Raw genomic sequence first — 19,694 nt, forward strand, 5'->3', positions numbered from 1 at the left:
CCCGAAAGGGGGTCGTCATGCTCCAGGAACTCCTGGTCGCGGGCGTGGCGGTCGGTTCCGCGGCGCTGGTGTACCTCGCGGCGGCCGGCCGGGTCGTCAAGCAGTACGAGCGCGGGGTGGTCTTCCGGCTCGGGCGGCTGACCGGCGACGCCCGCCCGCCGGGCTTCACCCTGGTGATCCCCGGGGTCGACCGGCTGCGCAAGGTCAACATGCAGATCGTGACGATGCCGGTGCCCGCACAGGAGGGCATCACACGCGACAACGTCACGGTGCGGGTCGACGCGGTCGTGTACTTCAAGGTGGTGAACCCGTCGGACGCGATCATCCAGGTCGAGGACTACCGCTTCGCGGTCTCCCAGATGGCGCAGACTTCATTGCGGTCGATCATCGGCAAGAGCGATCTCGACGATCTGCTGTCCAACCGGGAGATGCTCAACCAGGGCCTGGAGCTGATGATCGACAGTCCGGCCGTGGGCTGGGGTGTGCAGATCGACCGCGTCGAGATCAAGGACGTGTCGCTGCCCGAGACGATGAAGCGGTCGATGGCACGGCAGGCCGAGGCCGACCGCGAACGCCGCGCCCGGATCATCAACGCCGACGCCGAGCTCCAGGCCTCCAAGAAGCTCGCGGAGGCCGCCGAGGTGATGGCCGAGCAGCCCGCGGCCCTGCAACTGCGGCTGCTGCAGACGGTGGTGGCGGTCGCCGCCGAGAAGAACTCCACCCTCGTCCTGCCCTTCCCGGTGGAGCTGCTGCGCTTCCTGGAGCGCGCACAGACACAGCAGGGGCCGCCCGCCACACCTGCGCCGCCCGCGGCCGTCACACCCCCGGGGCCTGAGGCCGTCACACCCCCGCGACCCGAGGCCGACACGCCCGCCCTGCCCGAGGCCGACACGCCTGTCCCGCCCGAGGCCGACGGGTGACACGTGCTACGCGCGTGGTTCCTGCGGCCCCTGACGCGTGATACACACAGCTGGGTCACAGTCCTGTCCGCCAACAGGAAGGTCTCCCATGTCCCTCACGCCTGCCACGCCCGCCGTGCCAGAGAACAGCAGCTCCGCGACACGCCGTCAGTTGCTCGCCCGCACCGGGGCGCTGGGCGTCTCGATCGCCTTCGCCGGATCCCTCACCGATCTCTTCGCGGGCACCGCCGCCGCGCAGGACCTGGGGCACCACGGGTACGGCCCGCTGGTCCCCGACCCGAACGGACTCCTCGACCTGCCGGAAGGTTTCCGCTACCGGGTCCTCTCCCGCGAGGGCGACCCGTTGCGCTCCGGCGAAGGCCCCGTCCCGAGCAACCACGACGGCATGTCCGCCTTCGCCGGCCGGCACGGCCGGGTGCACCTCGTGCGCAACCACGAGAACCGTGTGACCGCGAAGTTCGCCGTTCCGACCGTCGACGGCCTCACCTACGACCCGATGGGCAAGGGCGGCTGTACGGCGTTCACGCTCGACCACGACGGCGACGTCCTGTCGGAGCGGGTCGCGATCGCCGGTACCGCGGTCAACTGCGCGGGCGGGCCCACCCCTTGGGGCACCTGGCTGACCTGCGAGGAGACCGAGGACAGGGCGGGCACCAACGGCTACACCAAGGACCACGGCTTCATCTTCGAGGTGGACCCGGTCGACCCGCACCGCACCGGAGCGGTCCCCCTGACCGCGATGGGCCGCTTCCAGCACGAGGCGATCGCCGTCGATCCGAAGCGGGGCATCGTCTACGAGACCGAGGACGCGTTCCTCAAGCCGTTCGGCCTCTTCTACCGCTTCCTGCCCAACAGGCCCGAGGGCGGGGTGGGTTCACTGCGCGCGGGAGGCAGACTCCAGGCGATGCGGGTGCCCGGCGTGCCGGACCTCTCCTCGATCCAGGAGACCGGTGCGACCTTCGACGGCATCGAGTGGGTGAACGTACCGGACCCGCTCGCGGCCCAGACACCCGTCCGGCTCCAGGACTTCGGCCCGAAGGGCATCACGCACGCCCAGAAACTGGAGGGCTGCTACTGGGGCGGCTCGTGCGTGTACTTCGTCTCCTCCTTCGCCCACAGCGCCGATGGCTCGGCCGCCGACCACTACGGCCAGGTCTGGCGCTACGACCCGTCGGCGCGCCGTCTCACCCTCGTGATCGTCTTCGGTCCGGACACCGACGTACAACTCCCGGGCGAGTCCCCGGACAACATCTGCCTCGCCCCCAGCGGCGGCCTCATGGTCTGCGAGGACGGCAACGGCGCCCAGCACGTCTTCGGCGTGACGCGCCGCGGCGAGGTGTACGCGATGGCGCGCGGCGCCCAGAACATCGGCACCCAGCAGGCCCCGGAGTGGGGCGAGTTCGCGGGCGTCACGTTCTCGCCGGACGGCAGGACGATGTACGTGAACTGCTATACGCCGGGGACCACGTTCGCGGTGACGGGGCCCTGGCGCCGTTAGCCGTTCCAGCGGCGCCGGGCGGGTCGCCGGAGGATCCGCCCGCGCCCGGCGGGTCCTCAGTGGCTCCGCCCGCGCCGCGCGGTGAGGGCGCGGGCCAGCAAGGGGGCGGTGGTGCCCAGAAGCAGCGTCGCCAAGGGGGCGACGACGTCGGTCCACGGGTCGCGGATGCGGTGGTAGGTGGCGCTGCCGTCGCGGAGTTCGATGAAACCGAGCGGCCGGGTCTCACAGCCGCCCCCTCCCCCGCCGCCCTCGCCGCTCGCAAACCGGCGCACCCCGCGCGCGGTGCCGCCGCCGAAGCCGAAGGCCGCCCTGGCGACGGGGATCACGGTGACCCCCTCGCGGGTGACCGGCTCACCGAACACGGCAGCGACGGAGGCCCGCCCGCCGAACCGCTCGGCGAGCCCCTCCAGCAGACGGGCGGCGATCCCGTCCGTGGCGGCCGTGGCCGCGACGGCGGCGTCGAGGGCCGGGGTGCCGACGGCCGGGTCCGTGGGATCGGCGGACGAGGGCGAGGTGTCCTGCGGTGCTGTCATGGCGGTGCCTCCTTGGACGGGGTGCGGCGCGTACCGGTAGGCGCAGATTAATTCCGGTGCCTGCCGTGAGACCCCCTGCTACCGTCACGGCCATGAAGCGTGCCGCCGTGAACACGACGACGCCGGAGAGTGTCCCGGCGCGCTGACTGTTGTCTTGAGTCCGAAGCCCCGGGGCGAGTGCCCCGGGGCTTCGCCGTGTGTGGTCACTCGTCCCTCCCCCGAACGAGGAGACCGCCATGCACGACCACCGCCGACTCGGCCGCGAGCTGGACCTGTTCGACACCGACCCGCTGATGGGCGCGGGCCTGCCGTACTGGCTGCCGGACGGCGCGGCCGTACGGCACGCGCTGGAGGAGTACGTGCGCGACGCCGAGCGCCGGGCGGGCTACCGGCACGTGTACTCACCGGTGTTGGGCAAGCGCGAGCTGTACGAGATCTCCGGCCACTGGTCGCACTACAGCGAGGACATGTTCCCGCCCATGGATCTCGGCGGCGAGCAGGTCGTCCTGCGCCCCAGCCTCTGTCCCCACCACGCGCTCATCTACCGCGCCCGCTCCCACAGTTACCGCGAACTGCCGCTTCGCATGGCCGAGTTGGGCGGCATGTACCGCTCCGAGATGTCGGGCGTCCTCGGCGGTCTGACCCGGGTGCGCGCGATCCAGCTCAACGACGCGCACATCTTCTGCACCCTGGACCAGGTCGCCGAAGAGGCGTACGACGCACTGGAGTTGATCCGCCGCGCCTATGGCGCACTCGGCATCGAACCCGCCCGCTACCGCCTCTCGCTGCCCGGCCCCGGCGGGAAGTACGTCCCCGGTCCCGAGCTGTGGCGCCGGTCCGCCGCGCTGCTGCGGGACGTCCTCGACCGCTCCGGGGTGGCGTACGAGGCCGTCGAGGGCGAGGCGGCGTTCTACGGCCCCAAGATCGACGTGCAGATCGCCGACCCGGCAGGACGTGAGTCGACCCTCTCCACCGTGCAGGTCGACTTCCACCAGCCCGAGCGGTTCGATCTGCACTACATCGGTGCCGACGGCGCCCGGCACCGCCCGGTCATGGTCCACCGCAGCGTGATCGGCAGCCTGGAGCGGGCCGTCGCCCATCTCATCGAGGCGCACGGCGGTGCCTTCCCGGCCTGGCTCGCCCCCACCCAGGTGGTGGTCCTGCCGGTCTCCGACGCGGAGAGCGACGACGCCCTGCGGCTGCTGCGACGCTGCCGCGACCAGGGGCTGCGCGCCGAGCTCGCCGCCGCGGATCAGGGCACCCTCGGCGCCCGCGTCCGGGCCGCTCGGCTCGTGCCCTACCAGGCGGTGATCGGCGCCCGGGAGTCCTCGGCAGGTGAGGTCGCCCTGCGGCTGCGCGACGGCCGCCGTCTGGACGCACGGCCGGTGGCGGAGGTACTGGCCCGCATCGGCGCGGTGGTCGCCGGACAGGGCACCGCGCTGTGGGAATCCGATCCGGTGGTGGCACACGGGTAAGGGCGGGCGCGCGGGAGGGACGACCCGGACATCACCGCGGGCACGCTTGCGTGCGGTCCGCCCGGGCGGGTAGCGGCCGCCCGGCTCCCGGCGCAGGATCGAGGGACACACCCGGGGAGCCGGAAGGGGTACGCGGTGGCCAAGGCCGAGAAGAACACGAGGGGCCGGAGGAGCGAGCCGCACGCCGCGCTCGGCGACCTGCTTCGCCTGCCGTCCGACGGCAAGCCGGTCGACCTCTCCTCGTACCCCACGGACGCCACCCCCGGCGGCCCCCGGGACAAGGTCGCCGGGCTGGAGGCCATCGCCCGCACGAGCGAGCGCCTCGGCGACCTCCAGGAGCGCCTGTGGGCCGCCAGCACGGCGGGTGACCAGCGCCGGATCCTGCTGATCCTGCAGGGCATGGACACCAGCGGCAAGGGCGGCACGGTCAGACACGTCATCGGCCTGTTCAACCCCTCCGGCTGCCGGATCCGGGCGTTCAAGGCCCCGACCCCCGAGGAACTGCGGCACGACTTCCTCTGGCGCATCAAGAAGGCGCTGCCGCTGCCCGGCGAGATCGGCATCTTCGACCGTTCGCACTACGAGGACGTCCTGATCGCCCGCGTCCGCGCACTCGTCCCGCACAAGGACCTCGGCAACCGCTACGGCCGGATCAACCGCTTCGAGAAGTCCCTCACCGACGACGGCTTCACCGTGGTCAAGTGCTTCCTCCACATCTCCTACGAACAGCAGCGGCGCCGCCTGCTCAAACGGCTCGACAACCCCGCCAAGCACTGGAAGTTCAACACCGGGGACATCGAGGACCGCGCCCTGTGGCCCGCCTACCAGGAGGCGTACGAGATCGCGCTCGCCCGCTGCTCCACCCCACAAGCCCCCTGGTACCTGGTCCCCGCCGACCGCAAGTGGTACCGCAACTGGGCGATCAGCACGCTCCTCCTGGAGCACCTGGAGGCGCTGGACCCGCAGTACCCGAAGGCGGACTTCGACGTCGAGGAGAGCCGGCGGATGCTGCGGAACGCCTGAGGGGCGACCTCGCCGAGAGGTACCGGGCGGCGCCGGGACGCTGGGCGGGTGACTTCGGCCCTGGATTCACCCGACGCACACCCACGACGGGCGATTAGTCACATTTGTCTGGATACCTTCATCCGGTGATCATTCTTGTACGCCGTGTCGTCGCCGCCTGCGCCCTGGGGGCCCTCGGGACCGCGCTCGCCGCCTGCGGCGCCCCGGCCGCCCAGCACCCCACCCGCCCGGCGCCCACTGCCGCGGCCCCCTCGAAATCCCCCGCGCCCCCGACCCTCGCCCCCGGTCCCGCCGGCCTGACTCCGGTCTTCAAGAACGGCCCGCGCACGAGCAGCCCCCGGACGAACGGCTCGCGCGCGGCGGGCAAGGCCGTCGCGCTGACCTTCGACGCGGACATGACCGCGGACCAGGGGCCGCGGGCCGCGGCCGGGGAACACTTCGACAATCCGCGGCTCATCGCGACCCTGCGCGGGCTGAAGGTGCCGGCCACGGTGTTCATGACGGGGCGGTGGGCCGACGAGTATCCGCAGGAGGCCAGGGCCATCGGGCGGGACCCGCTCTTCGAGGTCGCCAACCACTCCTACAGCCACTACGCCTTCACCAAGGACTGCTACGGCCTGCCGACCGTCCCCGCGGGCCGGATGCGGACCGACGTGGAGCGGGCGTACGCCGCCTTCAAGAAGGCGGGAGTGCCCGATGCGATGCCGTACTTCCGCTTCCCCGGCGGGTGCTACGACCAGCGGGCGCTGCGCGCACTGAGCGCGGTCGGGGTCACCGCCGTGCAGTGGGACGTGGTGAGCGGGGACGCGTTCGCGACGGATGCGGATGCGGTGGCCCAGCAGGTTCTCGACGGGGTGCGGCCGGGGTCCGTCGTCGTCATGCACTGCACGCGGAGCGCGGCTCCCGCGACCGAGCGTGCGGTGCGCACGATCGTTCCCGAGCTGCGCAGAAAGGGCTACCGGTTGGTGAAGGTGTCCGAGCTGATCGGGGCGGCGGGCAGCCACCGCTGACTCCTGCGGGGCTCGCCCTACCCTGGGGAGCATGAGCGATTACTGCGGTACGGAGACGGCGGCCCCGCAGCCCGCGGCGGCCCCGGGCCCCGCGGCGGACGGGCCGCCGTTCGCCGAGTGCGTGCTGTGCCGGAAGCCGACCGAGTACCCGGAGTCCCACAAGGGCGTCACGTTGTGCCCCGTCTGTGAGTGGCAGGAGGCGCAGCGCACGGCCTGCTCGGGCTGAGCAGCGGCCGGTCAGGGCGATCTGCGGGTGGTGAGTGCGCAGGCCGCGGCGGTCGCGGCGGCCGCCAGGAGTGCGGCCGCGGCCAGGGGCAGAAGCGGCACGGGCACCCTGCCCTCCTGCGAGCCGGTGATCAGGCCGGTGATCGCCGCCTGGGCGGGCGAGCCCGTCACCACCAGGCCCAGCAGTACGGCGAGCAGCATGGCGGGGATCGCGCGGCCGGGCGAGTTCAGCAGCGGCCAGGTCGTGAGGGCGCCGACCGCCGTGCCGAGCAGGGCGCACGCGAGCACGGCCAGAAGTCCGGCGGCGCCCGCCTCGAACACGGGCAGCCGCGTCTGGTGGTCGGTGCTCCTCGGGTCGCTGATCACCGTGACGACCAGGGTCGACGCCGTGCCGATGAGTGCGGACGCCGACAGCGCGACGAGCAGACAGGCCAGGTGCGCCCGTCCGGGACCGGCCGCCGCCCCTACGCAACTCCGGGCAGCGGGCGGCTCGTTGGTGGCGCAGATACGGACGAGCCAGGCGGCCACGGGGAGCACGGCGGCGGCAGCGTAGCCGAGCGAGTCGAGCACCGGCTGGCCGCCCTGCACACCGATGGCGAGGAACGCGGCGTACAGGATGAAGGGAGGCAGCCAGCGCTGGGAGCGCAGGAGGAGGTCGGCCTGATAGCGGAAGAGGGCGGTCATCGGCGGCTTTCGGCTTCGAGGGGCTTTACGTCGTCCGCGGCGGCGATGGTGTCCGCGGGGACCTGGCGCACGCTCACCACGTGCCATGGCGGGTGCGCGCCCAGCAGCGCGCGGAGCACGACGTCCGAGTGGGTCCCCGGGACGGTCAGCCGGTAGGTGCCCGGCGCGGACTCGTCGACGGCCGTGGCGAACTTCCCCGCGTCGGCGGGCGGTTCGCTCCCCGGCGGGCCCTCGACCTCGACGACGACGTGCGGCGCGTCCGGCGCGACGACCGGTCCGGCCTCGGGCGTCGTACGGAGTCGGAGCGCGCCCTCGACGACGGCGTACGTCGCGTCGGGTGCCCCCGCCAGGCGGCGCGGGTCATGGTCGACGAAGACGACGGCGGCACCGGCGGCCGTGCGCTCCGCGACGACGCGTTCGAGTTCCGCGCGGGCGGCGGTGTCGAGGCCGGTCCAGGCCTCGTCGAGGACGAGGAGTTCCGGCTGCGCGAGCAGGGCCTGAGCGACGGCGACCTTCTGGCTGCTGCCCTTGGAGAGCTCGGACAGGGGGGTACGGGCGTAGGCGGCGGCGCCGAAGCGCTCCAGCCACTCGTCGGCCGCACGGGCGGCGGCCGGACGGGAGAGCCCCTGGACGGCACCGAGGTGGGTGAGGTAGCCGGAGGCGGTGAAGGGGAGCGCCGCCGGGAACCGCTCCGGGACGTACGCCGTGCGCGGGCGCCCGCCGATCCGGCCTTCGGTGGGCGCGTCGATCCCGGCCAGAAGCCGCAACAGGGTTGATTTTCCCGTGCCGTTGGCGCCCTCGATGCGGGTCAGCGTGCCGGGGGTGAGCGTGAGGTCGACTCCGCGCAGCACCCAGGGGCCGCGTAGCCCGTAGCGGCGGCCGACGCCCTCCAGCCGCAGATCCCCTCGCATGCACCGCATCCTCTCGTCCCTACGACCGTGCGCGGAAGAACGAATCCTCCCCCTGGCAGACTGGAGGACGTGATCAGCGATGCGGCCGTTCCCACCGAGGGCTCCGACAACTCCGACAGCCCCTTCCGCTCCGAGCGCACGGCGCGCGACGAGGCACCCCAGTTCGTACTGCCTCTGGTCGTGCGCATCGAGCGGGATGCTCCCCCGGCCCGTACCGACGCGCTGGAGACGGCTGCCCGCGCCGTCCTCACGATTCTGAGCGACGAGCGCTCGCTCGGGGACGGCGCATGGGCACCGGCGATGCGGGACTGGCAGGACGCCCGGATCCGGAAGGTCGTCCGGCGGGCGCGCGGCGCCGAGTGGCGGCGGGCCGAGGCGCTGCCCGGCATCACGGTCGCGGGCAAGTCCGCGGAGGTACGGGTCTTCCCACCCGTCCCGCTGGACGGCTGGCCCAAGGACCTGGCCCGGCTCCAGGTCTCCGGCACCGACCTCGAGGACCCCGAGCCGCCCGTGGCTGCCGACGCGACGGCGCCGGTGCTGTGGCTGAACCCCGAGCTCGACATGTCGGCGGGCAAGACGATGGCCCAGACGGGCCACGGCGCCCAACTGGCCTGGTGGGAGCTCTCGGACGAGGAGCGCAGGGCCTGGCGCGAGGCCGGCTTCCCCCTCGCCGTGCGCACCGCCGACCCCGCCCGCTGGCCCGAACTCACCTCCGGCGGCCTGCCGTTGGTCCGCGACGCGGGCTTCACGGAGATCGCGCCGGGTTCCTGCACGGTCGTCGCGGACCACCCGGCACTGCGCCACTGACGTCCATACCGCGCGGCCGGCGCCGGCACCGAGACGCCCTCCTGACCGCCGCGCATCGGGGCGAGAAGGCCGCTCCACAGGGCAGACAGCCGTCCTCACCACAGCAGGCATGAGATGTCGTTGATCGTGCCGGACTTCGACGAGTCCGTGATCGTCCGCTCCGCCGAGGCCGAGGTGATCGGCCTCGCCCCACCACGCTTCGGCTGCTCGCCGACAGCAGCGCGACGGGCGGGCAGTCACACGCCTTCGCGGTACGACACGTACTGCGAGCAGAGCGCGGCCTGGGGCAACCGCCGCTGAGCGGCACCGGCCACGCGGGCCGCGAAGGCTAGGCTTGACGGATGCTCCCGGACCGGATGTCCGGACACGCGGAAGTGTGGATCTGTGGATCTGTGGAGGTCACGATGGCCGGGACCCGGCTGGACGGCAGGGTCGAACGCGGCAACCGTACGCGGCAGTCGGTCCTGGGCCGTACCGTCGCCATCGCCTCGGTCGAAGGACTTGAGGCGTTGTCGGTGGGGCGGCTGGCCACCGAACTGAACCTCAGCAAGAGCGGCGTCTTCGCCCTCTTCGGCTCCAAGCAGGAACTGCAGTTGGCGACGGTGCGGGAGGCGTCCCGCATCTACCTGGAGCGGGTGGTCCGGCCGACGGCACAGACCCCGGCCGGGGTCGCCCGGGTGTGGCGGCTGTGCGACCTGTGGCTGGAGTACTCCGAGGGCCGCGTCTTCCCGGGCGGCTGCTTCTTCTACGAGGTGATCGCCGAGTTCGACGCCCGTTCCGGCCCCGTGCACGACGCCGTCGCCCGCGCCCAGCGGGACTGGACCGCCCATGTGGAGCGCACCGTCGAGGACGCCCGTGCCGCCGGCGACCTGCTGCCCGGTACGGACGCACCCCAACTCGCCTTCGAACTCATCGCGTTGATGGAGACCGCCAACGCCGTCTCCGTCCTGCACGACGAGACCACCGCGTACCGCAGGGCCCGCGTCGCGATCGCGTCCCGGCTGCGGGCAGCGGCAACGGATCCCTCCTGGGTGCCCGAAGTCCCCTGATGCGTCCGGATGTCGGCCTCGACGTCGATTGACCCTCCCAAACAAGTAGCACGACCGTTCGCTTAGTTTTATGCTCGGCCCATGGACATCACCCCATCGGACATCACCCCATCGGACATCACCTCATCGGGAGCGGCCCAAGCGGGCGCCACCGAACGGGACTTCGTCACCCTCGACCGGATCGCCGTGCACGAGTCGTTACGGCTCGTCGCTCTGGCGCGGGACGCGGACTGGGAGCGGGACACCCCCTGCACGGGGTGGACGCTGCGCGAACTGGTGGCGCACATGGCCGCGCAGCACCACGGATTCGCGGCGGCCGCGCGCGGGGCAGGGCACCGGATGGCGTACTGGCAGGAGCCGGCGGACATGACCGCGCCCGGGCCGACGTATCGGGCGGCGGCGACGACCGTGCTCGCCGCCTTCGACGAACCGGGCGTCACGGAGCGGGAGTTCGCGCTGCCGGAACTCGGCGGCGGGTTCCCCGGGCGGCTCGCCGTCAGCTTTCACTTCGTCGACTACGTGGTGCACTCCTGGGACGTCGCGGCCTGTCTGGGCGTAGGGCTCCACCTGCCGGACCACGTCCTTCGCGCGGCGCTCGCCGTCGCCCGGTTCGTGCCCACGGACCCGGCGGGACGCGGCGAGGGATTCGCCTTCGCGCCGGTGCTGGACGTACCGGCGGGCGCGGACCCGCTGCACGAGTCGCTACGACTGCTGGGCCGCGATCCGGACAAGTGGCCCCTGGGCTGAAACCTCAAATGTTGCTCTGAACGTCCGCTCCCCTGGGTTCGGCCCCGGCTGCCGGGGCCATGACTCCGTCACGCCGGAACACAGGTCCGTCGTGAGGAGACGACACGCAGGGTCGGTAGGGCAGCGGTGACGGAGGAGGGGCCATGACGAGCATGACGCGGCTGGAGCGGACCGGGCTACTCGGGCGGGCGGGGCGACTGGGGACCGGGATCGGGTGGCGGCCGGAGATCGCCGACGCCGTGGAGCGCATGCCCGGCATCGACTGGGTCGAGGCCGTGGCGGAGAACCTGTGCCCCGGACATCTCCCCGAGTCGCTGCTGCGACTGCGGGAGCGCGGTGTCACGGTCGTCCCGCACGGCGTCTCGCTCGGCCTCGGCGGCGCCGACCGCCCCGACCAGGCACGGCTCACGGCGCTGGCCGAGCGGGCCGAGGCGCTCGGCTCGCCGCTCGTCACGGAGCACATCGCGTTCGTGCGGGCCGGTGGCCCTCTCACCGCGTCGCCGTTGCTGGAGGCGGGACACCTGCTGCCCGTGCCGCGCACCCGGGACGCCCTGGACGTCCTGTGCGAGAACGTCCGCATCGCTCAGGCGGCGCTGCCGGTGCCGCTCGCCGTGGAGAACATCGCCGCGCTGATCTCCTGGCCCGGCGAGGAGATGACCGAGGGGCAGTTCCTGTACGACCTGGTCGACCGCACCGGCGTACGGCTGCTGATCGATGTCGCCAACCTGCACACCAACCACGTCAACCGCGGCGAGAACCCCGCCAAGGCCCTCGACGAACTGCCCGTCGAGGCCATCGCCTACGTCCACGTGGCCGGCGGTTTCGAGCGCGACGGCGTCTGGCACGACAGCCACGCCCACCCCGTGCCCCGGCCGGTCCTCGACATCCTCGCGGACCTCGCGTCCCGGGTGACCCCGCCGGGCGTTCTGCTGGAGCGGGACGACAACTTCCCGGAGGCCGGGGAGCTGGAGCGCGAGGTGGACGCCATTCGGGAGACGCTGGAGAGGGCGACGGGGGGACGGGAAGCCGCCTCCTCCTCTCCCGATGGCGCCGGGGACACCGGGGGATCCGGGAGTGCCGGCGACGCATCGGCCTCCGACCCCGTGCCCGCCCGGCAGCGGGTCGCCCTCGCTCAGGCCGCGCTGCTCTCCGCGCTGGTCGCCGGGACGCCGTTGCCGGAGGGGTTCGACCGGGTACGCCTCGGCGTGCAGGCGCGGGCGCTTGCCGCCAAGCGCGCGGACGTCGTGGCGAAGGTGGCCCCGGAGCTGCCGGAGATCCTCGCGTCGGACTACCGGCCCGCGTTCCTCGCGTACGCCCAGGGGCATCCGATGGGTGGGGGGTACCGGCGCGACGCGCTGGACTTCGCGGAGCATCTGCTGCTCGCGGGGCGGCCGCAGGACGCGGATGCGCGGCGGGCGCTGCGGGAGTGGTGGCTGGAGCGGTCGGGGCCGGCGCCGCGGTCCCAGCGGCCCGCGGCGCGGCTGGCCCGGGTCACGCGGCGCGTGTTGCTGCGGCACTGAGGGGTTGAATCGCGCTGACGCGCTCGTCCTCAAACGCCGGACGGGCTTAAACGCCCTGATGTGCTGCGGTTAACAAGATGCCCCGGTCTCCACACGGACCGCATTCACTTTGCGACTGTATCTGATGATTCATCCCTCCTCACCGGTACCGCATCCGGGCGCCCGTTACCGCCCTCCCGACCCTCCTAGCTCGTACGGCAGTTGGCGTAGGACCCTCGGTAATATGCCAAGCCGCACCCGAAGCGCACTAGCGTGCGGTGCCGCAACAGGAGGCACCATGCGATCCATCAACCGAACCGGACTGATCAGCGGGACCGGGCTCATCATCACCGGTCTCACGGCGACCCTCATCGCCCTGGTCTTTCCGATCTGGTCGTACGCGGACCGCTCCGGCACCGGCCTGGACACCCTGAACGCGGAGACCGTGTCGACGAAGTTCGGGCCGCTGTCCGGGCTGGACCGGGAGTTCATCACCAAGGTCCGGCTGGCCGGGCTGTGGGAGCTGCCCGCGGGGCAGGAGGCCGAGGAACGCGGCACCACACAGGCCGTACGGACCGCCGGACAGCACCTCGTCGAGGGGCACATGTTCCTGGACGCCAGGGTCCGCAACGTGGCGGCCCGGCTCGGCCTGGACCTGCCCAACCAGCCCAACCCGCAGCAGCGTCAGTGGCTCGCGACGCTCGGCGCGGCGCACGGCCAGGACTTCGACGTCCAGTTCGCCAACATCCTGCGCAAGGCACACGGCAAGGTCTTCTCCGTCGTCGCCCTCGTCCGCGCGAACACCCGCAACTCGCTGGTCCGCGACCTCGCCGACGACGCGAACACCACCGTCCTCGACCACATCAAGGTCCTGGAGGCCACCGGGAACGTCGACTTCGACGCGCTCGCCCGGGACGCGGCTACCGCGAGCCCGCCGCCGCTCACCAACTCGCCCGCCCCGCCCGGCCCCCAGACCTCACCCCGGACACCCGTCCCCGTGAGCCCGTCGCCGGAGCCGAGCTACACGCTGCCGCCGGCCGAGTCCAGCCCACCGCCCGGGCAGGGCGAGGCCTCCTAGGACTCCTGGGCCGCGACGCGAGGGCCAACCGGAACGTCACATACTCACAACACTCCGTCCATATCGTGAACAAGGCATGGCGCTCCCCCGTTTCGGTCGCATACAAACACGCCATGTTCTGGGTCCTTCTTCTGCTCCTGGCCTGGGCCGCAGCCGGTGTCTCGTGCACGCGGCTGTGCCTGGCCGCCGTACGCGCCGCCGCCGATGCGGACGGCGTGCGCGGGCACGATCTCACGCTGTACGAGGCCGCGTTCCTGTCCGGTGGTCCGGCCCGGGTCGCCGAGCTGACCCTGGTGTCGATGGCCCGGCAACGCCGGCTGCTGCTCGCGCACACCGGCTGGGCGACCGTGGTGGACCCGCGCGGGCGCGACGACATGGAGCGTTCGGTCATAGGGGCCATCGGCCCGGAGGGCCAGTCGCGGATAGCGCCGGTACGGGCCACCGCGGCGGCCGCCGACTGCGTACGTACACTCGCCGACCGTCTCGTCGCCGCGGGCCTCGCCGTGCCCGACGGGGCGCGCACCACCGTCGCGGGCGCCGTCCGCCAGGTCCAGGCGGCCTCGGCGGCCGTCCTCGCGCTGGGCACCGTAGCGCTGCTGCTGCCGTCGCAGACCACCGCCGACGAGGTGCCGGTCGCGCTCTGGTTCGCGCTCCCGCTGATCCTCACGCTGAGCTGTCTCGCCATCGCCCGTATCGAGGTGCACCCCTACACGCGCTGGGCCTCACCGGCCGGGCAGCAGCTGCTCGGCACGCTCGCCCGGCGCCCCGACGGCAGCGGCGACGACCGTACGTACCTCACCTCGGTGGCCGTGCGCGGCGTCCGCGCGATCGGCGAGCCGGAGCTGCGGGCGGCCTTCGCGCACCGCGACCGGCAGTACGGGCCGCAGGGCCGCGAGCGGCACGGCTGACCGGCTGACCGGCGCGCGAGGGGGCGCATCGGGGTCATTGGACCCGACACCGGGGGCCGGTGCTTTACTTCGCCAACCGTCAAACGAAACATCCTTTTTGTCGCTGCCGCGCGCCGAAGGGATCTGCGATGAGAGCTGCCGTCCTCCATGGAACCGCCGGAGCCCTGCTCCTGACCGCCCTCGTCGCCGCCCCCGCGGACGGCCGGCCCGCCTGGCCGGACTCCACGGGCTCCCCCGAGACGCTCGGCACCGCCGTGGCCGCCGCGCGCGCCGCGACCACCGGGATCCGCTTCGGAACGTGCGCCAAGAAGCAGGACGTGCCGGGCAAGCTCCAGTGCGGCACGGTCACCGTGCCCCTCGACTACGCGCACCCCGACGGCAAGCAGATCAAACTGACCGTCAGCCGTGTCCGGGCCACCGGCCGCGACCCCCACAACTCCAAGCGCAAGGTGCCCCGGCAGGGCGCCTTCGTCTACAACCCCGGCGGACCCGGCGCCTCCGGCATGTACTTCCCGCTGATCGGCTTCCTTCCCGAGTGGAAGCGCATCGCGGCGGCGTACGACCTCGTCGGCTACGCCCCGCGCGGCGTCGGCCGCTCGGCGCCCCTCTCCTGCCAGGACCCGAAGCACTTCGTGAAGGGGCCCTCGCCGGCGCCGACGTTCCCCTCGGAGTCGTACAAGAAGGAGCGGATCGCCGAGGCGAAGGCGTACGCGCGCGGTTGTGTCCGGCGCTCGGGCCGCGCCGTGCGGTACTACTCGTCGCTGAACAACGCCCGCGACCTGGACGTGCTGCGCGCCGCGCTCGGCGAGCGGCGGCTGACCTTCATGGGCGCTTCCTACGGCACCTACTTCGGTGCCCTCTACGCCACCCTCTTCCCTTCGCACGTACGGCGCATGGTCTTCGACTCGGCGGTGAACCCGGACCCCGAGCAGATCTGGTACCAGAACAACCTCGACCAGTCGGCCGCGTTCGAGGCCCGCTGGGCGGACTTCCGCACCTGGATCGCCCGGCACGACAAGGTGTACGGCCTCGGCACCACGCCCGAAGCGGTCCTGCACAGCTACGACAAGGCGCGGGCCCAGCTCGCCGCCGAGCCCGCGGGCGGCAAGGTCGGCCCGGGGCAGTTGCAGGGCGCGTTCCTGCAGGCCGGGTACTACGACGACTACTGGCCGCAGCGCGCGCTGGCCCTCTCGGCGTATCTGAAGGGTGACCCGAAGCCGCTGATCCAGCAGGCCGAGCCGCACCCGGAGGCGGCCGTCGAGCAGGAGAACGGCACCGCGGTCTACACGGCCGTCGAGTGCAACGACGCGCCCTGGCCGACCGACTGGCGCACCTGGGACCGCGACAACACGCGGCTCGCCCGCAGCGCGCCGTTCGAGACGTGGGGCAACGCCTGGATGAACCTGCCGTGCGCGTACTGGCCGGTGCCCCGGCAGCAGCCGCTCGACGTACGGACGCTTCCTGGCGCCCTGCCGCCCACCCTGATCCTGGCCGCCGAGCGGGACGCGGCGACGCCCTACGACGGCGCGGTCGAGCTGCAGCGGCGGCTGTCCGGCTCGGTCCTGGTCACCGAGAACGGCGCCGGCACGCACGGCATCGGCGGCGGGCCCAACCGGTGCGTCAACGGCTACCTGGACGCATACGTCCTGGAGGGCAGGCTCCCGGTGCGGAGCGCCGACTGCGCACCGCACGAGGAGCCGAAGCCGGCGGCAGCCAAGTCCGCGGCGCCGGACAGCGCCTCGGACAAGGCCGCCCGGCCCACCCGCTGATCAGTCGCCGGTCAGGCGAGCCCGGCGACCAGCTCGGCGATGTCCTTGCGGCGCCCCGTGTAGAACGGGACTTCTTCGCGGACATGCATGCGGGCCTCGGAGGCGCGCAGGTGGCGCATGAGGTCGACGATGCGGTAGAGCTCGTCGGCCTCGAACGCGAGGAGCCACTCGTAGTCGCCGAGCGAGAACGAGGCGACCGTGTTGGCGCGCACGTCCGGGTAACCGCGGGCCATCTTGCCGTGGTCGGCGAGCATGCGGCGACGGTCCTCGTCGGGCAGCAGGTACCAGTCGTAGGAGCGCACGAAGGGGTAGACGCTGATGTAGTTGCGCGGCGTCTCGTCGGCGAGGAACGCCGGGATGTGCGAGCGGTTGAACTCGGCGGGGCGGTGCAGCGCCATGTTCGACCAGACCGGCTCCAGGGCGCGGCCCAGCTTCGTGCGGCGGAAGAGGTTGTACGCCTCCTGGAGCTGGTCGGCGGTCTCGGCGTGCCACCAGATCATGAGGTCGGCGTCGGCACGCAGCCCCGACACGTCGTACGTGCCGCGGACCGTCACGTCCTTCGCGGCGAGCTGGTCGAACAGGTCCTGGACCTCGTCGGCGTAGCCCGCGCGGTCCTCCGGCAGCACGTCGCGCAGCTTGAAGACGGACCACAGCGTGTAGCGGATGACCTCGTTGAGGTCCTTGGCCAGCTTGCCCTTGTTGGGGACCCTGCCGGACTCGGTGGTGGGGGCGTCGTCACTCATGGGGCTATTCTCCCGCGCCGCCGTGCAGACTCTGCACCGGGTTCGCGACGAGGGCGTCCAGTGCGCCGCGGTCACCGCGCAGCTGGTCCACGGCGGCGTTCGCGCTCGCGATGCACGCCGGGATCCCGACGCCGTCGTAGGCGGCGCCGCACACGGCGAGGCCCGGCAGCTTGCCGACGTGCTCGCGGATGCGGGCCACGCGCGCGTGGTGTCCGACGGGGTACTGCGGCAGCCCGTCGGTCCACCGGGTGACGCGGGAGGCGACGGGGGTGGCGGCCAGCCCGACGGCCGCGCGCAGGTCGTGGCGCGAGACGTTCACGAGGTCCTCGTCGTCCCGGCCGAGGACCTCGGTCTCCCCGTAGCGCCCCACCGAGGTCCGCAGCACCAGCAGGTCGGGGTTCTCGGCGCCGATCCAGCCCCACTTCCGGCTCGCGAAGGTCGACGCCTTGATCGTGTGCCCGTCCACCGGCGGCACGAGGAAGCCACTGCCTTCGGGGAGGTCGGTGTCGGCGCGGCGGTAGGCGAGCGTGATGAGCGCCATGGACGCGTACTCGACCAAGCCCAGCTCCGCCGCCGCGGCGGGCACCTCGGCCCGCAGCAGCGCGGCGGCCTGGGCGGCGGGTACGGCGACGACGACGCCGTCGGCCGCCACCTGGCGGTCGCCGACCGTCACCTCCCAGCCCTCGGGAGTGCAGCGCAGCCCCTGGACCGGACTGTTCAGGACGATCTCGCCGCCGCGCGCCCGCACCGACTCCGCGACCGCGAGCGGGAGTTGGCCGATGCCGCCCTCGATGCCCGTGAAGACCGGGCCGGTCTGCTGGGCGGCGGCCGCGCGGGCCTGGATGGCGCGGACCGCTTCCGTGAGGGAGGCGTGGGTGCGGGCTGCCTCGAAGAGCTGGGGGACGGCGGCGCGCATCGAGATGCGGTACGCGTCGCCCGCGTAGACGCCGCCGAGGAGGGGCTCGACGAGGCGGTCGACGACCTCTCGGCCGAGGCGGGCCGCCACGTACTCCCCCACCGCCACGTCGTCGCCGACCTCGGTGCGCGGCAGGTCCGCCTCCCGCTCGATGCGGTGCAGTCCGTCCGCGGACAGGACGCCGGAGAGCGCGGCGGCGGTGCCTGGGACACCCATGACGTGGCCCTTGGGCATGGGCCGCAGGGCGCCGCGGGTCCAGATCGAGGCCGTCGCCGTGGCGGGGGGCTGGAGGCGGTCGGTGAGGCCCACTTCTCGGGCCAGTCCCACCGCCTCGGGGCGCCGCGCGAGCATCGACTCGGCGCCCAGGTCGACCCGCGCGCCCGCGATCTCGCCGGGCAGCAACTTGCCGCCGAGTCGGCCGGACGCCTCCAGGACGGTCACGCGCGCGCCCTGCTCCAGGAGGCGGTGGGCGGCGGCCAGACCCGCGATCCCCCCTCCGATGACGACGACGTGTCCGTTACCCGTACGAGTGCTGTGTGCGCGCATGGCTCCACTGTCTCAGAGCCCGCTGAAACACCCGCCGGGGCATGTGGCCCCGCCGAGTCCCGACCGTGACCGCATCGGGACCGGATCCCGCCAACGTCCCGGCCCGGCCGGGCGTCGAAGGAGCGTCAGTCACGACGACTCCCCGGGGGTAGGCCCACATGGCACAGACGGTCCGGACGCAAGCGCGCCCACGACGACGCTCCGTACGACAGGGCCGGGCCCTGGCCGGTGTCCTCCTCGCCGCCGCCCTCGCGGTGGCGGGCTGCGGCGCGGGCGACTCGGCGGACTCCGGCAGCGGTTCCGACGACAAGGCGGCCCCCCAGAGCGCGGCGAAGGCCGACTCGGGCGCCGCGCAGGCGGACGGCGACGGCGCCGCGGACAGCAGCCGGGGCGGGGCCGCGGGCGCGAAGGCGACCGCCCCTCCCAAGGTCACCGCGAGCCACATCATCCGCACCGCCTCACTGACCGTGCAGGTCAAGGACGTGCCCAAGGCGCTGGACGACGCCCGCACCACCACCGAGAACGCGGGCGGATTCGTCGGCAACGAGACGACCACCCGCGACGACGGGGGCCATGAACGCACCCGGGTCGTCCTGCGCGTGCCCACCGACCAGTACGACGAGGTGCTCGCCGGCCTGGAGGGCACCGGGAAGATCCTCGAACGTACGGCCAAGGCGCAGGACGTCACCGACCAGGTGGTGGACGTGGACAGCCGGATCAAGTCGCAGCGCGCCAGCGTGGCCCGGGTCCGCGAGCTGATGGACAAGGCGACCAAGCTGAGCGATGTGGTCACCCTGGAAGGCGAGTTGAGCACCCGTGAGTCCGACCTGGAGGCGCTGCTCGCCCAGCAGGCGTCCCTGAAGGACCGCACCAGCCTGGCGACGATCACCCTGTCCCTGTCCGAGACGCCGGTGAAGAAGGCCGAGAAGAAGGACGAGGACCCCGGCTTCGTGGACGCGCTCGCGGGCGGCTGGCATGTACTGGTCACCATGCTGCGCTGGCTCGCGCTGGCGGTCGGCGCGGTGCTCCCGTTCGCGGCGGGCCTGGCGCTGCTCGTCCTGGTGTGGCTGCGGCTCGTGCGGCCCCGTCTGCCGCGCCGCCCGGCCCCGGCGGCACCGGCGACCGCCGGGCTTCCGGTCGCTCCTCCCGTACGGCCGGAGAGTGGCGAACAGGACTGAAATGCCCTGCCCCCGTAGCGTGTTCGCATGAGCATGAGCAGCGGAACGGGCGGGACGAAAGAGCGGCTGGTCGTCATCGGCGGGGGGGGGGCCGGGGGGGGGGGCGCCGGGCCGCCGGGCCGCCGGGGGGGGGCGGGGGGCCCCCGCCCCCCCCACCGCTGGGTATGCGGCCGGG

19 protein-coding genes and 1 pseudogene are annotated in these 19,694 nt (G+C 72.9%); 15 read left to right on the top strand and 5 right to left on the bottom strand.

Annotated elements, in window-relative coordinates:
* Nucleotides 1-17: 17 nt before the first annotated feature.
* Nucleotides 18-920, top strand: a complete 903-nt coding sequence (locus tag ABZS97_RS14160) for a slipin family protein (protein WP_356137279.1) — start codon at nt 18-20, stop codon at nt 918-920.
* 88 nt (nt 921-1,008) lie between these two features.
* The gene (locus ABZS97_RS14165) at nt 1,009-2,418 is read left to right on the top strand and encodes a PhoX family protein (RefSeq protein WP_356137281.1); all 1,410 of its coding nucleotides are present in this window, start codon (nt 1,009-1,011) and stop codon (nt 2,416-2,418) included.
* Nucleotides 2,419-2,474: 56 nt separating this feature from the next.
* Here ABZS97_RS14165 and ABZS97_RS14170 read toward each other — a convergent pair whose 3' ends face one another.
* Complete coding sequence (locus tag ABZS97_RS14170) at nt 2,475-2,951, bottom strand: spore germination protein GerW family protein (RefSeq protein WP_356137283.1); 477 nt, start codon at nt 2,949-2,951, stop codon at nt 2,475-2,477.
* 197 nt (nt 2,952-3,148) lie between these two features.
* On the opposite strand from ABZS97_RS14170, the gene thrS reads away from it, so the two are divergent.
* From thrS to ABZS97_RS14190, 4 genes are all read left to right on the top strand, one after another.
* Nucleotides 3,149-4,426 carry a threonine--tRNA ligase gene (gene thrS / locus ABZS97_RS14175; RefSeq protein WP_356137285.1) on the top strand — a complete coding sequence of 426 codons (1,278 nt, stop codon included), beginning with the start codon at nt 3,149-3,151 and terminating at the stop codon, nt 4,424-4,426.
* A 135-nt stretch (nt 4,427-4,561) separates the two neighbouring features.
* The gene (locus ABZS97_RS14180) at nt 4,562-5,449 is read left to right on the top strand and encodes a PPK2 family polyphosphate kinase (RefSeq protein ID WP_356137287.1); all 888 of its coding nucleotides are present in this window, start codon (nt 4,562-4,564) and stop codon (nt 5,447-5,449) included.
* A 125-nt stretch (nt 5,450-5,574) separates the two neighbouring features.
* Nucleotides 5,575-6,459 (top strand): polysaccharide deacetylase family protein, encoded by an 885-nt coding sequence (locus ABZS97_RS14185; RefSeq protein WP_356137289.1) that lies wholly within the window; start codon nt 5,575-5,577, stop codon nt 6,457-6,459.
* A 31-nt stretch (nt 6,460-6,490) separates the two neighbouring features.
* A complete protein-coding gene (locus ABZS97_RS14190; protein ID WP_356137291.1) occupies nt 6,491-6,685 on the top strand; it encodes a hypothetical protein in 195 nt (64 codons plus the stop codon).
* Nucleotides 6,686-6,696: 11 nt separating this feature from the next.
* Here the strand turns inward: ABZS97_RS14190 and ABZS97_RS14195 are convergent, their stop codons facing one another.
* Together ABZS97_RS14195 and ABZS97_RS14200 are read right to left on the bottom strand one after the other, a co-directional pair.
* Nucleotides 6,697-7,368 (bottom strand): ABC transporter, encoded by a 672-nt coding sequence (locus ABZS97_RS14195; RefSeq protein WP_356137293.1) that lies wholly within the window; start codon nt 7,366-7,368, stop codon nt 6,697-6,699.
* Nucleotides 7,365-8,279 carry an ATP-binding cassette domain-containing protein gene (locus ABZS97_RS14200; protein ID WP_356137295.1) on the bottom strand — a complete coding sequence of 305 codons (915 nt, stop codon included), beginning with the start codon at nt 8,277-8,279 and terminating at the stop codon, nt 7,365-7,367. The genes ABZS97_RS14195 and ABZS97_RS14200 overlap by 4 nt, the downstream gene beginning before the upstream one ends.
* A 69-nt stretch (nt 8,280-8,348) precedes the next feature.
* On the opposite strand from ABZS97_RS14200, the gene ABZS97_RS14205 reads away from it, so the two are divergent.
* The 8 genes and pseudogenes from ABZS97_RS14205 to ABZS97_RS14240 all read left to right on the top strand — a co-directional run bounded on the left by ABZS97_RS14205 (nt 8,349) and on the right by ABZS97_RS14240 (nt 16,136).
* The gene (locus ABZS97_RS14205; protein ID WP_356137297.1) at nt 8,349-9,086 is read left to right on the top strand and encodes a peptidyl-tRNA hydrolase; all 738 of its coding nucleotides are present in this window, start codon (nt 8,349-8,351) and stop codon (nt 9,084-9,086) included.
* A gap of 114 nt (nt 9,087-9,200) precedes the next feature.
* A pseudogene (locus tag ABZS97_RS14210) lies at nt 9,201-9,319 on the top strand (cupin); the annotation flags it as partial.
* A 171-nt stretch (nt 9,320-9,490) separates the two neighbouring features.
* A complete protein-coding gene (locus ABZS97_RS14215) occupies nt 9,491-10,135 on the top strand; it encodes a TetR/AcrR family transcriptional regulator (protein WP_356137299.1) in 645 nt (214 codons plus the stop codon).
* 81 nt (nt 10,136-10,216) lie between these two features.
* Nucleotides 10,217-10,882, top strand: a complete 666-nt coding sequence (locus ABZS97_RS14220; protein WP_356137301.1) for a TIGR03086 family metal-binding protein — start codon at nt 10,217-10,219, stop codon at nt 10,880-10,882.
* Between the two features lie 152 nt (nt 10,883-11,034).
* Nucleotides 11,035-12,402, top strand: a complete 1,368-nt coding sequence (locus tag ABZS97_RS14225) for a DUF692 domain-containing protein (protein WP_356137344.1) — start codon at nt 11,035-11,037, stop codon at nt 12,400-12,402.
* Between the two features lie 277 nt (nt 12,403-12,679).
* Entirely contained in the window at nt 12,680-13,459 is a 780-nt protein-coding gene (locus tag ABZS97_RS14230) for a DUF4142 domain-containing protein (RefSeq protein ID WP_356137303.1), read from the top strand.
* A gap of 113 nt (nt 13,460-13,572) precedes the next feature.
* Entirely contained in the window at nt 13,573-14,367 is a 795-nt protein-coding gene (locus tag ABZS97_RS14235) for a TIGR04222 domain-containing membrane protein (protein ID WP_356137305.1), read from the top strand.
* Nucleotides 14,368-14,495: 128 nt separating this feature from the next.
* The gene (locus tag ABZS97_RS14240; protein ID WP_356137307.1) at nt 14,496-16,136 is read left to right on the top strand and encodes an alpha/beta hydrolase; all 1,641 of its coding nucleotides are present in this window, start codon (nt 14,496-14,498) and stop codon (nt 16,134-16,136) included.
* An 11-nt stretch (nt 16,137-16,147) separates the two neighbouring features.
* Here the strand turns inward: ABZS97_RS14240 and hemQ are convergent, their stop codons facing one another.
* The gene (hemQ, locus tag ABZS97_RS14245) at nt 16,148-16,879 is read right to left on the bottom strand and encodes a hydrogen peroxide-dependent heme synthase (RefSeq protein ID WP_356137309.1); all 732 of its coding nucleotides are present in this window, start codon (nt 16,877-16,879) and stop codon (nt 16,148-16,150) included.
* Between the two features lie 4 nt (nt 16,880-16,883).
* Nucleotides 16,884-18,341, bottom strand: a complete 1,458-nt coding sequence (hemG, locus tag ABZS97_RS14250) for a protoporphyrinogen oxidase (RefSeq protein WP_356137311.1) — start codon at nt 18,339-18,341, stop codon at nt 16,884-16,886.
* Nucleotides 18,342-18,499: 158 nt separating this feature from the next.
* Between hemG and ABZS97_RS14255 the strand changes: the two genes are divergently transcribed.
* Nucleotides 18,500-19,519 (top strand): DUF4349 domain-containing protein, encoded by a 1,020-nt coding sequence (locus ABZS97_RS14255; protein WP_356137313.1) that lies wholly within the window; start codon nt 18,500-18,502, stop codon nt 19,517-19,519.
* The last annotated feature ends 175 nt before the right edge of the window (nt 19,520-19,694 follow it).

Origin of the sequence: Streptomyces sp. NPDC005485 (genome assembly GCF_040606085.1) — a bacterium.
Taxonomy (GTDB): domain Bacteria; phylum Actinomycetota; class Actinomycetes; order Streptomycetales; family Streptomycetaceae; genus Streptomyces.